This window comes from Pseudomonas frederiksbergensis, assembly GCF_003732705.1.
Lineage (GTDB): Bacteria > Pseudomonadota > Gammaproteobacteria > Pseudomonadales > Pseudomonadaceae > Aquipseudomonas > Aquipseudomonas frederiksbergensis_F.
This window is the reverse complement of record NZ_MOBR01000015.1, coordinates 49,947-64,469: the sequence shown is the minus strand read 5'-3', so window position 1 is coordinate 64,469 and position 14,523 is coordinate 49,947. Positions and strand designations below refer to the sequence as shown.

The 14,523-nt window shown below is 62.2% G+C and carries 12 protein-coding genes; 2 read left to right on the top strand and 10 right to left on the bottom strand.

What is annotated here, in order from left to right; genetic code table 11:
* Positions 1–18: 18 nt before the first annotated feature.
* The 5 genes from BK667_RS16315 to BK667_RS16295 all read right to left on the bottom strand — a co-directional run bounded on the left by BK667_RS16315 (position 19) and on the right by BK667_RS16295 (position 6,830).
* Positions 19–1,086 carry an autotransporter domain-containing protein gene (locus BK667_RS16315; protein ID WP_123509650.1) on the bottom strand — a complete coding sequence of 356 codons (1,068 nt, stop codon included), beginning with the start codon at positions 1,084–1,086 and terminating at the stop codon, positions 19–21.
* Positions 1,087–1,407: 321 nt separating this feature from the next.
* On the bottom strand, positions 1,408–4,113 hold the full coding sequence (locus BK667_RS16310) for an autotransporter family protein (RefSeq protein WP_123598248.1): 2,706 nt from the start codon (positions 4,111–4,113) through the stop codon (positions 1,408–1,410).
* Between the two features lie 194 nt (positions 4,114–4,307).
* Positions 4,308–5,108 carry an endonuclease/exonuclease/phosphatase family protein gene (locus tag BK667_RS16305; protein WP_123598247.1) on the bottom strand — a complete coding sequence of 267 codons (801 nt, stop codon included), beginning with the start codon at positions 5,106–5,108 and terminating at the stop codon, positions 4,308–4,310.
* Between the two features lie 79 nt (positions 5,109–5,187).
* On the bottom strand, positions 5,188–6,222 hold the full coding sequence (locus BK667_RS16300) for a D-cysteine desulfhydrase family protein (RefSeq protein ID WP_123509647.1): 1,035 nt from the start codon (positions 6,220–6,222) through the stop codon (positions 5,188–5,190).
* A 137-nt stretch (positions 6,223–6,359) separates the two neighbouring features.
* Complete coding sequence (locus tag BK667_RS16295) at positions 6,360–6,830, bottom strand: Lrp/AsnC family transcriptional regulator (protein WP_123509646.1); 471 nt, start codon at positions 6,828–6,830, stop codon at positions 6,360–6,362.
* A gap of 120 nt (positions 6,831–6,950) precedes the next feature.
* Between BK667_RS16295 and mdeB the strand changes: the two genes are divergently transcribed.
* Positions 6,951–9,650, top strand: coding sequence for an alpha-ketoglutarate dehydrogenase (mdeB, locus tag BK667_RS16290; protein ID WP_123598246.1), 2,700 nt, complete (start codon positions 6,951–6,953; stop codon positions 9,648–9,650).
* A gap of 1 nt (position 9,651) precedes the next feature.
* Positions 9,652–10,548: a LysR family transcriptional regulator gene (locus BK667_RS16285; protein WP_123598245.1), complete on the top strand. Its 897-nt coding sequence runs from the start codon at positions 9,652–9,654 to the stop codon at positions 10,546–10,548.
* Between the two features lie 41 nt (positions 10,549–10,589).
* Here BK667_RS16285 and BK667_RS16280 read toward each other — a convergent pair whose 3' ends face one another.
* The 5 genes from BK667_RS16280 to BK667_RS16260 all read right to left on the bottom strand — a co-directional run bounded on the left by BK667_RS16280 (position 10,590) and on the right by BK667_RS16260 (position 14,523).
* Positions 10,590–11,348, bottom strand: a complete 759-nt coding sequence (locus BK667_RS16280; protein WP_123509643.1) for a PIG-L deacetylase family protein — start codon at positions 11,346–11,348, stop codon at positions 10,590–10,592.
* 178 nt (positions 11,349–11,526) lie between these two features.
* On the bottom strand, positions 11,527–12,186 hold the full coding sequence (locus tag BK667_RS16275; protein WP_123509642.1) for a glycosyltransferase family 2 protein: 660 nt from the start codon (positions 12,184–12,186) through the stop codon (positions 11,527–11,529).
* Positions 12,183–12,782 carry an SAM-dependent methyltransferase gene (locus tag BK667_RS16270; RefSeq protein WP_123509641.1) on the bottom strand — a complete coding sequence of 200 codons (600 nt, stop codon included), beginning with the start codon at positions 12,780–12,782 and terminating at the stop codon, positions 12,183–12,185. Before BK667_RS16270 ends, BK667_RS16275 begins: the two co-directional genes overlap by 4 nt.
* A complete protein-coding gene (locus BK667_RS16265) occupies positions 12,779–13,537 on the bottom strand; it encodes a PIG-L deacetylase family protein (RefSeq protein ID WP_123598244.1) in 759 nt (252 codons plus the stop codon). The genes BK667_RS16270 and BK667_RS16265 overlap by 4 nt, the downstream gene beginning before the upstream one ends.
* Complete coding sequence (locus BK667_RS16260; protein ID WP_123598243.1) at positions 13,534–14,523, bottom strand: acyl-CoA dehydrogenase family protein; 990 nt, start codon at positions 14,521–14,523, stop codon at positions 13,534–13,536. Before BK667_RS16260 ends, BK667_RS16265 begins: the two co-directional genes overlap by 4 nt.

Genomic DNA, 14,523 nt, shown 5'->3' with positions numbered 1-14,523 from the left:
AGCGTGGGAACGATCACCTCACCACCGCATCCGAATCCCCAGACTCCCGATCAACCCATTCAAATCATTGTCATCCACGTTACTGCTGTAATCGGCGCTGACGTACAGGCTCACTGTGGGCGAAACCCTGGCCACCAGGCCCAGACCCAAATCCACGGTCGATGAATTGCGGCTGCTGCTGATCTTGTCCACCTGGTCCAGCGTCACAGTGGTGCCGGTGTACACCGTGTGCCACAAGTTGGTCCGCACATAGGGTTCGACCGGCAGGCCGTTGATGTCGTAACTGCCTTTCAACCGCGCACCGACCCGGCCGCTCCAGGACGACAAGTCGCTGGAGGTCCCGTTGTTGGCGCCAGCATAGGGTGTGTCCAGGGTAATGCGTTGATTGATCAACTGCGCCTGGGGTTCCACCACCCAGTTATCGCCCAGGCCGATAGGAAAGCCACCTTCCACCGACACGGTCATTGCGCTGCCTTCGGCGGTTTGCCGCATGCCCTGGGCATCACGGCTGTAGCCATTGACCCGGCCACCGCTGGCGGTCAAGTCCACGTGCCAGCCTTGGGGGCCGGTCAGGCTCCAGTAGGCGCCGAGGCTCTGGCCTTGCAGGTTGAGGGTGTCATTGCCGGGGTCGACCATCGCGCGGCTATTCAACAGGCCGTTGCTGTTGCCCTGGTATTGGCTGGTACCACCGAGCAGCCCGACCCGTTGCACATGACCGCTGCTGCTCTGCAGGGTCAGGATGGCCGGTCCTTTGAAATCGTCTGAGCCGGGGATCGCAAAACCCTCGGACTGAACATCGGTTTCGGCCTGGCGTGACGCCTGCCCGTAGAGTTGATCCCAGGCAACGGGGGCGGCGTCTTCGGTGGTCAGGTGTGAACTTCGCAAGTCCGGGTTGAAGGTGTAGCGACCCGGGTAGGTGGCGGCGACGTTGGGCAAGGTCAGTGACGGCACCTCTTGGCGATACCAAGGGCTGGCGTCATCCTCGGCAGGACCGGCCTTCACCTCCATGGATGAACACAGCAGGAGTGTGCTCGAGACTGTGCAAACAGTGATTTTGATCTCTTGTGGGGTGAATGAGGTTTTCATGGAGGTCTACCTTGCACACGCATGCCGTTCTCGCTTTGGCGTCTCTCCTACCCCGAATGAGGGGCGACCGAATGGAGTGAGGCAAGCCTGAGGCGCCCGTTTTAACGGGTGTCTGAAGGTTTGCCCCTGGTGGTATTTCCGGGGGTAGTAAGGTGTAGCTAAGAAGACCACTGGCCTTGCGTCAAGAAAATGGCCGATAAGTGGTATGGCTATTTTAGCGATTGCAAGTGTCTGTTTTCTGGCGTGTCCATAAGTGATTGTTTGTACAAAAAATCATCAAAAAACTGTCCGGTCAGGCGTGTTTGATAGTTGGCTAAACACCTACCAGCTCATCCTGATCCCCACGTTACCGACCACGCCACGCAACTGATTGCTGTCAATATTGCTGGTGTAATCGGCACTGGCGTACACACTCACGGAGGAATCGAGGCTCAGCACCACCCCGACCCCGAGATCGGCGCTGGAGGATTTCTGTTCGCTCTCGATCCGGTCAACGTGATCGAACGTCACCGTGTCGGTGCCGGAGAAGGTGTGCCACAGATTGGCCCGCAGATACGGCTCCAGCGGTCGGCCGCTGACTTCGTAGCGACCCTTGAGGCGTGCGCCGAGACGACTGGTCCAGGCGCCATCGGAGTCGAAGGACACCCGGGAAATGCCGTCGTCCTGGCTGTCCAGGGAAATCTTCTGGTGGATCACTTGCGCCTGGGGTTCCACCACCCAGTTGCCGGCCAGCGCAATCGGGTAGCCGGCCTCCGCCGAAAGCGTCAGGGCATGGCCACGGTTGTCGAGCTTGAGGCCTCGTTCGGAACGGTTGTCGCCGTCAAATCGGGTGCCCATGACCACCGTATCGACGTACCAACCCTTGGGATCGGTCAGCGTCCAGTACAGGCCGTAACTGTCGCCTTCCAGTTCGACGCTGCCGGCGCGTTTGCCCTCGAAGCCTTCGTTGAAACCATCGACATCGCCCTGCAAACGGGTGTGGCCGACAAAGAACCCGGTGCGCTGGGTTTGTCCGCGGTCGGTTTGTGAGCTGTACAGATCGTTGCCCACCTGAAAACCGTTGAGTGAACCGTTGAGCCGTGGCGTCACGGTGCCGGCCCAGGTCTGGTCGAAGTTCTTGCCATAGACCCGGGCCCAACCCGCGCTGAAGGCACCGGTTTCTGTGAGCAAACGCTGATCGCCTTGTCGGTCATGGAAGGTGCCGAGGGCGCTCAAGGTCAATTGTGCGGCGGCGGGTGGCAGCACCGACCAGGTCGGAACTTCGGGGCGGTACAACGGAATCGGCGCCGCACCGGGTATGGCGGCGGGCAGCACCGGCAGCGGCGAACTGCCGACCGCCGCTGCGGGCACCGTGACGAGGGTCGGTGGCAGCGTTGGGTCGGCGTTGGGAATGCTGATGACCGTCGGCGTCGCGGCTGCGGCCACGAGGATTGGTGGCAAGGCTGGATCGGGGTTGGGAATGCTGACGATCGTTGGCGTGGCCGCCGCCACCGGTGTCGCGGCTGCCGCCACGAGTGTCGGCGGCAAGGCCGGATCGGGATTGGGAATGCTCAAGATCGCCGGCGCGACCACCGCCGAACGCAGGTACCAACTGTTCTCGGTACCCGCGGTCACGCCACCCTTGAACAGACGGTAATCGTAGGCACCCGCCGATATCGGGCCACTGAGGACAAACGCGCTGTTGTCGCTGACGGCCGTGCCCTGGGCCTGGACCAATTGAATGCCGTTTTGCTGAGTCAGACCGCCGACGCCGCCTAGGTTACTGACGCTGATCACCGTGCTGCCGGTCAAGGTGCCGTCATTGACCACCAGTTTGTCGCTGGGGGAAGTGTCGTCACCCACCACGCTTTGCAGCAGCAGTTGGCCGCTGTTGCCGACGTAGTTGCCTTGCACCGTCAGGGTGTCGCTGGTGCGGCTGTTGCCGCTGGTGAGGTCGATCACCCCGGCGTTGTTCAGGGTCGCAAACCGCCCGGCGGTGAACGGGGTGATGCTGCCTTGGGCAGAGGTCAGGGTGCTGCTGCTATCGATGTTGAACACGCCGGTGCCGCTGGCGCTGTCGCCAAGCACGAAGTTGCCGTCGAGGTTGAATTGCGCGCCGTTGCTCAGGTTGAGCGTTTCCCAGTTGATGTAGCGGGCGGCGGTGGAGGTTGTGGTGTGATCGAAGGTCAGCAGGTCGTTGCCGGGACCGCCATCGAGGCTCGGGGTGAGGGCGAGGGTGCTTTCGTCGAGATTGCTCAGGGTTGCGCGGTCATTGCCCTCGGCCATCAGGATCGCCGAACGGATGATGCCGCCGCCATTCCATAGCAATGTGTCGTCACCGACGCTGGCGCGGATTTCACCGACGATCTCGCCGCCGGTCACGGTGATGCTGTCGTTGCCGCCGCTGACACTGATGTTGCCGCCGATTCGTCCCCCCGACACGATGATGGTGTCGGTGCCGAACCCGGTCACCAGGTTGCCGAGGATCTGCCCGCCGGACAGGTCGAAAATATTGTTATCGAGCTTCATGTCGACCCGGCCGATGGTGCCGCCGGTCATCCTCGCCACATCACCGTCCTCGAATGCACCGGTGATCGTGCCGCCGGTCATCAGGAAGGTGTCGCGGCCATCGCCCTGGGCGAGGGACTGGATCGTGCCGCCGCTCATGACGAAATCATCGATGCCATTGCCCTGGCTCACGGCCCCGGTGATTTGCCCGGCGCTGATACGCAGGCTGTCGTTGCCGTTGCCCTGATCGAGCGCGCCGGCAAGGGTGCCGGAGTCCATCTGCACCGAGTCGATACCGGCGCCGAACGTCACGTTGCCGTTGATGCGTCCGCTGCCGTTGACCGGAAAGGTCAGGCTGTTATTGCCCGCCAGATCGGTCAATGGACCGCTGGTGGCGCTGTCGCAGATGAAGGAATCGTTGCCAGGACCGGCAATCAACGTGCAGGCACCGGAAGCGGGAGGGCTGACGAAAATCAGCAGTGAGGCGGGTACAACGAAGACCTGCGGCACTGACCGCAGCAGTCGGGCGTAACGCGTCATGGCGAATCCCTTCTCGAGTTTCGGGATGTCATCCTTGGTGGTTCGCCGGACTGCGTATTAACCCTAATTCATGAACTGCGTGAGGCCCATGCCCTAACGAATTGAATGCGCTGCTCCTTAGCTTTTTTAAGGTGTAGTCGCATTTTCTGGTGGCGGGTAGGGCTGCTGACGAATGGTTCTGCCAGATGTGCGATTCACAGATGCACTTCCACCGCCAATGGCAGATGGTCCGAGAGGTGCGTCCAGGGCCGGGTGCCGAGGATTGTCGGGTGATGGCTGCTGGCATTGCGCAGGTAGATGCGGTCCAGGCGCAGCAACGGAAAGCGCGCCGGATAGGTCTTCGCGGGGCGGCCGTGATGGCGTTCGAAGGCTTCGTGCAGGTAGTCACGCCGGGCGAGGGCGGCATTCCCTTGCAGCTGCCAGTCGTTGAAATCCCCGGCGATGATCACCGGCGCATCGTCGGGCAGGGATTCCAGCAACTGGCAGAGCAACTGCAGCTGCAATTGGCGGTGGCTTTCGAGCAGGCTCAGGTGCACGCAGATCGCATGGACTTCGGCGTGGCCCGGCACGTCCAGTACGCAGTGCAGCAAGCCGCGACGCTCGGGGCCGGTGATCGACACGTCGAGGTTGCGGAATTCACGGATCGGGTACTTCGACAGCAGCGCGTTGCCGTGGTGACCGTCGGGGTACACCGCGTTACGGCCATAGGCGAAATCACTCCACATGCTGTCGGCCAGGAACTCGTATTGCGACATCTGCGGCCATTCGTTGTAGCGGGAAGAATGCCGCTCGTGTTCGCCAACCACTTCCTGGAGGAACACCAGGTCCGCCGAGGTACTGCGCACCGCCTCGCGCAACTCCGGCAGGATGAACCGCCGATTGAGCGCGGTGAAGCCTTTGTGGGTGTTGACCGTCAGCACCCGCAGTCGATGAATCGCCGGGGGTGTGTTCAGGGGGACTGATGCGGCGGCCTGCCCCTTGGGATCACTGGTCACGTTCGCTCCTCTGAATCAGGGTTACTTATGCATGCGACTCGTGAGGGGGGCGGGCAGTTCAGTCCAAATGGCTCATGCGTCACTCGGTGTCGAATGTCTCCCGATAGGCATACAGGCCCGGTGTTCCGCCGGTCATGACAAACAGCACGTTGTCGCCGGCGCGGTAGCGTCCTTGTCGAAGGTTGGCCACCAGCCCGGCGAAGGCTTTGCCGGAATACACCGGATCGACCAGCAGACCTTCGCAACGAGCCATCAGCCGCACGGCCTCCAGCATGGCTTGAGTGGGCAGGCCGTAACCTTCTCCCAATTGACCGCCATCGACATCGATGGCTTGCGCCTGGAGATCGGTCGGACTGCCCAGCAGCGCCAACACCTCTTGGGTCAGCTGCAGGGTCCTGGCAGCGGAGGTATCCCGATCAGACAGCACCGACCAGGACTGCACGGTCGCCGCGCCGCGCCCCAGCAGTTCGAACCCGGCGGCGAGCCCGGCATGGGTGCCTGCGCTGCCATTCGGGACGATGACCTGCGTGAACTGCACGCCCGATTCAGCCTCTTGTTGCGCAATCTCCGCGGCGCAACGGGCATAACCCAGACTGCCCAGTGGCGTCGATCCGCCCGTGGGAATCACCAGTACCTTGCGCCCCGACTGCCGCAGATGAGTGGCCCGTGCCTCAGCCATCGCCAGGGAATCCGTGCCTTTGGCCAGCACATTCAGTGCGGCGCCAAAGAGCTGGTCCAGCAAAACGTTGCCATTGAGCTCGTAATCAACCTCGGACTTGGGCACCGAGCGGGTCAGGAACAATTCGCAGGCGATGCCCAGGCGGGCGCACACGGCGGCGGTGAGTCGAGCGTGGTTGGACTGAATACCGCCCACGGTAATCACGGTATCGACACCGTCCTGCAATGCCGCGCCAAGGTGAAATTCCAGCTTGCGCAACTTGTTGCCGCCCCCGCCGATGAGCATGTGGTCATCGCGTTTGAGAAAGAGCCTGACACCTTGGGCCCGCAGGTTCAGTTGCTGTTCCAGACGCTCGGCGCGTTGAATCGGGGTAGCGCCTTGCAGTAGCTCGGCCCGGGCGAATGCATTCAGCGCCTTGTCCAGTACGGTTGGCATTTGATAAGACCTCTTCCTTCACTGTATTCACGATGACTCTATGGATAACGCCGCCGGTAATAAACCCACTCAAGGTTAGTAGTTATAAAACCTCAAGTTTGTAATGCAGACCTGCGTGATCAATCACCCATTGCCGCTCAGTGTTCTTTGCCTAACGGCAGGGCGGTTTTGTAACGCACCTGTTTTAGCGAAAGACTGGAACGGATCTTCTCCACTTCCGGCATCGGCGACAGCCGTTCGATGATGAAATGTTCCAGCGCCTGCATGTCCGGCATGACCACGCGGATCAAATAGTCGGCATCACCGGTCATCAAATAACATTCCATGACTTCGTCGCACTCGCAGATAGCGCGCTCGAAATTCTGCAGTGACTCCCGGCCCTGCTGCTTCAGGCTGATGGAGATAAACACGTTCAAGCGCAAACCCAGATGCTCTGGCGCCAGCAATGCCACGTACTCGCGAATGCACCCGGACGCTTCCAGCGCCTTGACCCGGGTCAGGCACGGCGACGGTGAAAGATGAACGCGCTTGGCCAACTCGACATTGGACAGGCTGCTGTCGCGTTGCAGTTCTCTGAGGATCTTCAAGTCGATGCTGTCGAAGTTCATTGTGCTTCTACTTTTATTATTCGAAGTGTTTTATGCCGCCGAGCGCGGAAGTTGGGGGGTAGAACAGTCAGAAAAGTTGTTGGCTGCGGCATAGACTAATAAAAAAGCGAGGAGGGTGCCATGAGCCGTTTTGATTACATTAACCCTGTCAGTGCGCACGACCAGGCCGACATCGACGAACTTCAGGAATGGCGTGAATCCCTGGAATCGCTGGTGGCCAACCGAGGACCGCAAAGGGCCCGGCAGTTGCTCGATATGCTGAGCGACATCGCCCGTGATCCCGCGATTGCCTGGCAGCCTTCGCCTAACACGCCATACATCAACAGCATCCCGGTCGAACAGCAACCACGCTTCCCGGGCGACCTCGCCACCGAAGAACGCCTGGCCTCGATCATGCGCTGGAATGCCCTGGCCATGGTGGTGCGCGCCAACCAGGCCTATGGCGAGCTCGGTGGCCACATCGCCAGTTACACCAGTGCGGCGGATCTGTTCGAGGTGGGCTTCAACCACTTCTTCCGCGCACGGGGCGAGCGATTCGACGGCGACCTGGTGTTCTATCAGCCGCATTCCGCGCCGGGCATCTACGCCCGTGCCTTTCTCGAAGGGCGCTTGAGTGAATCCGACCTGGAGCACTATCGCCAGGAACTCAGCGCACGCAAGGCCGGTGCCCAGGGACTGTCGAGTTACCCGCATCCGTGGTTGATGCCGGACTTTTGGCAGTTCCCCACCGGGTCCATGGGCATCGGTCCGATCAGCTCGATTTTCCAGGCGCGGTTCATGCGCTATCTGCAGCATCGCGGTTTGCAGGACACCACAGACCGGCAGGTGTGGGGCGTGTTTGGCGACGGTGAAATGGATGAACCGGAAAGCATGTCGGCGCTGACCCTGGCCGCCCGCGAGGGGCTCGACAATCTGACTTGGGTGGTCAACTGCAACCTGCAGCGTCTCGATGGGCCGGTACGCGGCAATGGCCGGATCATCGATGAGCTGGAAGCCTTGTTCAGCGGTGCCGGATGGAATGTGATCAAACTGGTCTGGGGCTCGGATTGGGATCCGCTGCTGGCGCGGGACGCCAGTGGTTTGCTGGTGCGCACGCTGTCGCAAACGGTGGATGGCCAGTTCCAGACCTTTGCCGCCAAGGATGGCGCGTATAACCGCGAGCACTTTTTCGGACAGGACGAAGCGCTGGCCAGCCTGGTAAAAGACCTGAGTGATGAGCAAATCGACGGCCTCAAGCGCGGTGGTCACGACATGCTCAAGATCTACGCCGCCTACCGCGCGGCGAGTCTGCACGAAGGCAAGCCGACGGTGATCCTGGCGCAAACGAAGAAGGGCTTCGGCATGGGCGCGACCGGGCAGGGCAAGATGACCACGCACCAGCAGAAGAAGCTGGATCGCGAGGCGCTGATTGCCTTTCGCAACCGCTTCCAGTTGCCGCTGACGGACGATCAGGCCGCCGCGTTGAGCTTCTACAAACCGGCCGACGACAGCCTCGAAATGCGTTACCTGCACCAGCGCCGTGCGCAACTGGGAGGCAGCCTGCCGGTGCGCAACCGCGACGCGGCCAGGGTGGCAGTGCCGCCCATCAACGGTTACGCGGAGTTTTCGACCCAAGCCGACGGCAAGGAAATGTCCACCACCATGGCTTTCGTGCGGATGCTCAGCAATCTGCTCAAGGACAAACAACTGGGGCCGCGCATCGTCCCGATCGTCGCGGACGAGGCGCGCACCTTCGGCATGGCCAACCTGTTCCGGCAGATTGGTATCTATTCCAGCGTCGGGCAGCGTTATGAGCCGGAGGACATCGGTTCGATTCTCAGCTATCGCGAAGCCACCGACGGGCAGATTCTCGAGGAGGGCATCAGCGAGGCCAACGCCATCAGTTCCTGGGTCGCGGCCGCCACCAGCTATTCGGTGCACAGCCTGCGCATGCTGCCGTTCTACATCTACTACTCGATGTTCGGTTTCCAGCGCGTCGGTGACTTGATCTGGGCCGCCGCCGACCAGCGTGCCCGCGGCTTCCTGCTCGGCGCCACGGCCGGACGCACCACACTCGGCGGCGAAGGGCTGCAGCATCAGGACGGCTCCAGCCATCTGATCGCATCCACCATCCCCAACTGTCGCGCCTACGATCCGGCGTTTGCCGGTGAGTTTGCGGTGATCCTCGATCACGGCATGCGCCAAATGATGGAACGCGAGGTCGACGAGTTCTACTACGTCACCCTGATGAACGAAAACTACGCGCAACCCACGTTGCCTGAAGGGGTCGAGCAATCGATCATTCGCGGCATGTACCGCTTGAGCGAGCATGCGTCGCCGACAGCGCGAGGCCAGGTGCGGTTGCTCGGTTCCGGCACGATCCTGCGCGAAGCGCTGGCCGCCGCCGAGTTGCTGGCGAGCGAATGGCAGATTGAAAGCGAGGTTTGGAGCATCACCAGTTTCAGCGAACTGGCGCGGGAAGCTCGCGACGTCGAACGCTGGAATCGCCTGCACCCGCAACAGATCGCGAAAAGCAGCCATCTGGCCGACTGCCTGCCAAAAGGCGCGCCGGTGATTGCCGTGTCGGACTATGTGCGCGCGCTGCCGCAACTGATCGGTTCCTACCTCGAGTCGCGCTACACGGTGCTTGGCACTGACGGCTTTGGCCGCAGCGACACACGGGCGGCGCTGCGCGACTTTTTCGAAGTGGATCGCTACCACATCGTGCTCGCGGCCCTGTCGTCATTGGCCGACGAAGGTCATCTCGATCGCAGCGTCTGCGCACAGTGCATCGAGCGGTACGCACTGGATGTGGATGGCCCTGGCGCCTGGACCTGTTGAGATGAGCAAACTCAGGCAAATGGAAGTGTTCGTCGCCGTGGTGGAGGCCGGCAGTTTTGCCGAAGCCGCCGTGCAGGTCGGTATGTCCGCAGTGATGGTGGGCCGACATATTCAGAGCCTGGAAACGGCGTTGAACACCAAATTGATTCAAAGGACCACCCGCCGGCAATCGGTCACCGGTGAGGGGCGGCTGTTTTATGAAGAGTCCAAAATCGCGCTGGAACAGGTGAAGTACGCCTTCAGCAGGGTTGAAGAAGCCACGGGTAAACCGGGCGGGCTGTTACGGATCACGGCGCCGATGACCTTGGGCGTGTCGTTGGTCGGTCCGCTGATTGCCGAGTTCATGCAGCGTTACCCGGATGTCCACATCGAGTTGATCCTGAGCAATGAAGTCGTGGATCTGTACGAAAGCACCTACGATCTGGCGTTCCGCATCTCCGAGCTGATTGGGGCCAATCTGGTTTCAACACGACTGCCGCCGTACCGGATGGTGATCTGCGCCGCCCCCGGCTATCTGGACCAGTGGCAAGCACCGCAAACCCCGGAAGACCTTTATAAACACCGGATTCTGACCCATACGTCCTGGAACAATCGATTCGCCTGGCCGCTGCGGCACGGCAATAAACAGGTGCCCTGGCCCGAGCGTGCGGTATTGAAAAGCAATGACGGTCAGGTGCTTCTTCAAGCCGCCATTGCCGGCGGCGGGATATTGATGCAGCCCGATTTCCTCGTGGCGGCTGCGCTGCTCAAAGGTGAACTGGTGACCATCATGGAGGCTTGTGTGCCAGCGCCCAAGCCTGTGCAAATGGTCTATCCACGCTCAAAGAAGTCGCTGCCAAAGCTGAATGCGTTTATCGCGTTTGTACTGGAGAGGCTGGGCGCGACGGGGATGGGATGACAGTGGGCGCCTTCCTGGCGCCCATAGCGTTCAGAACGGGCTTAGACGAACACGATTTCATACGGTAATCGAATCCGCTCCAGCAGCGCCTTGGGCAGCAGCGGGGGAATGCCGATGGCCGGTTCGCCGTCGAGTTGGCTGGCGTAGGCGTGGGTGGCGTGGCTTTTGCGGGCGATGGTCCAGGTGTCGAGGCGCACCTTGCGCGCGCGGTGCCAAGGGATCATCCCTTGTTCGCGCATCGGCCAGTGCCAGGCCCAGACGGGGAGTTCGTGGTACGCCACACCGACAATTGCCGCTGCCCTGGCGGCAGCGCGGCCGACCGCGTCGTGATCGGCGATGCCGTCTTCGCGCCAGGTACTGAACACCACATCCCCCGGTCGCAGGTAGCGTGCAATGTAGTGGCTCAATTGCTGCTCACGCTCGGCCAGGGCGTTATCGGTGAAGCCGCCGCGAATCCACTTCAGGCTGTGCATCGGCAAACCGAGGCGGCGCACGGCTTCGACACTTTCCTGCGGTCGAAACACGCTCAGGCGTTTTTCCGACCATTGCTGCGAGCCGGGGTGGCTGGCGCTGCCGTCGGTGATCGAGATCAATTGCAGGGGGTGGCCAAGGGTAGACAGCAGTTGCAGCAAGCCGCCGCACATGACCACTTCGTCGCCGGGGTGAGGCGCGATCACCACGGCGCGTGCGCCTTCGGGGACCAGACTCTGAGTGTTGATGACCGGAATGTTGTCCAGTTGCGCAGCGTTGTTCCAGATCTGTGTCGGCAGGGTACTTTCGTTGAGGTAAACCGTTTTCATGGCTACGTCCTTGTTCTGTCTCGCCCTCAGTCATGCCACTTGAATGTTCAAGCCTGGCCGACCCGTGAAGGCTGGTTGATAGCAATGTGCCGCGCTCCGAACCCTGGATTGCGGCCAGCAGAGTATTGCTCATACAAGTGCATTCGTCGCGTGACTACGCAATCTGATACGGTTTTTTTTAGTCCATCTGTACTAGATTCCGTAAAAAATCCCCGAAACCACCCCGTGCCCGACTGTCCAGACGCGCACTGGTCAGCACTTGCGGCTGATGGCTCCAGGCGATATTCGCGCCACAGCGTTCGAGCTGCCGCACCAGTTGCACATCTTCATCGCAGGCCAGCGGTTCGAACCCGCCAGCGCGCTGATACGCCTCGGCGCTGATGCCCAGGTTGGCACCGTGAATATGCCGGTGACCGTCCCGGGCCTGGTAATGCTGGCGATAGCGAATCTGTGCTGACTCGTCGAAATCGGCGGTCCACTGATCGACCGTCACCGTACCGCACACCGCGTCGGCGCCGAGGGCCAGCTGTGCCACCAGCCAATCCTTCGACACCAGGCTGTCGGCATCCGAGCAGGAAATCCAGCGTGCCCCCTGTTCCAGCAGATAGCGCGCCCCGGCAGCCCGGGCTTCCCCGACATTTCGGGCGTTGATCGCGAGGCTGTGCACCGGGTATTGCGCGACGATCTGTGCCGAGCGGTCCGTGCAACTGTCGAGCACCACCAGCACCAGCACCGGTTCACCCTCCAGCTGTGCATGGCACCCGGCCCGCAGGGCCGCGCGGATGCACGGTTCGAGCAGGTCTTCTTCGTTATGCGCCGGGATCAGGATTCCAATCATCGCAAGCCCTCCAGAGACGCCACGGAGCGGGGTTCTCGGCTCCAGAGTTCCAACAGGAAATCCGCTTCCTGATGCAAGACCAGGCGCGGCAAGTGCAAATGTTCGTGGAGCAAGTCATGGACCTGGCGGGCGTTCAGCGGGCAGCCGTCGATAGGCGGACGCCAGTGGCAGGCGAGCAGTTGGCCGTCGGCCGTCAGTGACTGCTCCGCCTGGACGATCAGGCGTTTCAGGTCGTCGGCATCCAGGTAGTAACCGATCTCGCTGATCACAATCAGGTCGAATTTTTCCTCGGGCCACTCGGCGGGCAAACGGCTTTGCCGGACTTCGGCGTGGTCGAACAGGCTCAAGCGTGTGCGGGCCAATGCGACGGCGGCGGCCGCGGTGTCACAACACAGCAAGCGGTCGCAGCGGCCGGCCAGTTCGGCGCTCAGCTCACCGTTGGCGCAGCCCGGTTCGAAGATCGCGCGGTAATGCGGTCGGGGCAGGGCGGCGAGGGTGACCGCGCGTTTGCGTTGTTCGTACCAGCGTTGGCGAAACGCCCACGGGTCATCGCTGCCTGAGAACAACCCGTCGAAATAGCGATCCTCGACGCTCATAGAAACACCACTTCGAAGGGTTGCAGCAATCGCTCCAGCACATAGGGCGCGAGCACCGGCGGCAGACCGACCTGCGGATCGCCTTCCAGCTGGCTGGCGAAGGCGTGGATGGCGTGGCGCTTGCGCGCGACCAAATGCGGGTCGAGCAGAATCTTCCGGGCGCGATGCCACGGTACAAAACTGTCTTCCGGGGTTGCCCAGTGCCAGGTCCAGACCGGCAGTTCATGCAGGGTTGCGCCGACCCGCTTGGCCGCGTCGGTACTGGCCCGCCCCACGGCTTCGTGGTCGCAATGGCCGTCCTCGCGCCATGTGCTGAAGACCACGTCGTCGGGGCGCAAGTGACGTTCGATGAACGCGCTCAACTCGGCTTCCCGCGCCGCTACCTGACTGTCGGCAAAGCCTCCGCGCAGCCATTTCAGGCTGTGTAGCGGCAGGCCGAGCCGGCGCAGGGCTTCGGCGGACTCCTGAGGTCGCACCGCGCTCAAACGCTCCACGGGCCAGCGCCGGGAGCCGGGGTGACTGGCGCTGCCATCGGTGACCGAGATCAACTGCAAGGACCGGCCAGCGGCGGCGAGCAATTGCAGGAAGCCGCCGCAACCGAGCACTTCGTCATCCGGGTGCGGGGCGATGATCACCGCGCGAGCGCCTTCGGGCACCAGTTCCAGAATGTCGATCACCGGCAATTGCGCCAGATGCCGGGAGGTTTGCCACAGGTGCAGCGGCGTGCCCTGGCCGACGATGGGGTTGGCTTTCATAGCGTCCATGCCCCGTTGACCACCTGTTGGCCGAGGGCGGCGAGGTCCCGTTCGGCGTGGCTTTGGCGCAGGAACACCGGTAAGTCAGCGATCAACCGGGCGAACTGTCGATCCTTGCAATAAGGGCCGGCACCGAGGGCATGGCCGACGTGCTGGATCACCTGTTCAGCGCTGTGTTCGACCACGGCTCGGGCGCGCCGGGCCAGCAGCTCGGCGTCGTCCAGCGGTGTAGTGTCGATGGTCAAGGCACTGACCCGCAGCACTTCGGCCGCCGCGTGCAATGCACGGTCGACCGCGCCGAGATGCGCCAGGGCATGGGGTTCCGGCCGTTGCGCGCAGTGCCGGCGCAAGCGCTCGGCAATGCTCTGCGCCGCGCCATACCAGCACGCGGCAATCCCGATTCCGCCCTGCCAGAAACCGGGCCGCTGCAAATAGTCGCCGGGGTTGCCGATGGCTTGGGCTTCGGCCCCTTCGAACAGCACTTCGACGCTGCCGGTGGCGCCCATGCCCACCGCGTGCCAGCCATCAGCGGTGATGTTCACCCCCGGCTGGTCCAGCGCCACCGCCACCAATTGCTGGCGGTCCTGCTCATCCCAGGCCGTGAGCAACGCATGGCTGAGGACCGCCGCGCCCGAGCACCAGGCCTTGCGCCCATTGAGCAACACCATGTGCCCCGAAGGGCTGAGCCGAACCTTGGCTTGCGGCGGCTCGGCGGCCCACATGCCCCAGGTGCTGGCAGGCGTTGGCGAGCCGCCGAGTTGCTGGATGATGGCCAGCGCGTCGGTATGGCCTTCATACAATTTGCACAACCCGAGGTCGTGGCCACCGACCTCGGCCAAGCGCTGAAAGCGTTCCAGCGTCCGGCCACTGCCGGGCAGCGGCAACTGATCCAGGCCAGCCTCCACCAGCGCCCGCAGGCACCGACCTAACGCTTGGGTGTCGGCGTAGTCGGTGGGCTGCTGTTGCAGAAACGTCTGAAGGTCCAT

Coding starts and splice junctions, on each gene's coding strand:
- BK667_RS16315 (WP_123509650.1), bottom strand. CDS start 1,086: ATGAAAACCTCATTCACCCCACAAGAGATCAAAATCACTGTTTGCACA.
- BK667_RS16310 (WP_123598248.1), bottom strand. CDS start 4,113: ATGACGCGTTACGCCCGACTGCTGCGGTCAGTGCCGCAGGTCTTCGTT.
- BK667_RS16300 (WP_123509647.1), bottom strand. CDS start 6,222: ATGCCAACCGTACTGGACAAGGCGCTGAATGCATTCGCCCGGGCCGAG.
- BK667_RS16295 (WP_123509646.1), bottom strand. CDS start 6,830: ATGAACTTCGACAGCATCGACTTGAAGATCCTCAGAGAACTGCAACGC.
- mdeB (WP_123598246.1), top strand. CDS start 6,951: ATGAGCCGTTTTGATTACATTAACCCTGTCAGTGCGCACGACCAGGCC.
- BK667_RS16285 (WP_123598245.1), top strand. CDS start 9,652: ATGAGCAAACTCAGGCAAATGGAAGTGTTCGTCGCCGTGGTGGAGGCC.
- BK667_RS16280 (WP_123509643.1), bottom strand. CDS start 11,348: ATGAAAACGGTTTACCTCAACGAAAGTACCCTGCCGACACAGATCTGG.
- BK667_RS16275 (WP_123509642.1), bottom strand. CDS start 12,186: ATGATTGGAATCCTGATCCCGGCGCATAACGAAGAAGACCTGCTCGAA.
- BK667_RS16270 (WP_123509641.1), bottom strand. CDS start 12,782: ATGAGCGTCGAGGATCGCTATTTCGACGGGTTGTTCTCAGGCAGCGAT.
- BK667_RS16265 (WP_123598244.1), bottom strand. CDS start 13,537: ATGAAAGCCAACCCCATCGTCGGCCAGGGCACGCCGCTGCACCTGTGG.
- BK667_RS16260 (WP_123598243.1), bottom strand. CDS start 14,523: ATGGACCTTCAGACGTTTCTGCAACAGCAGCCCACCGACTACGCCGAC.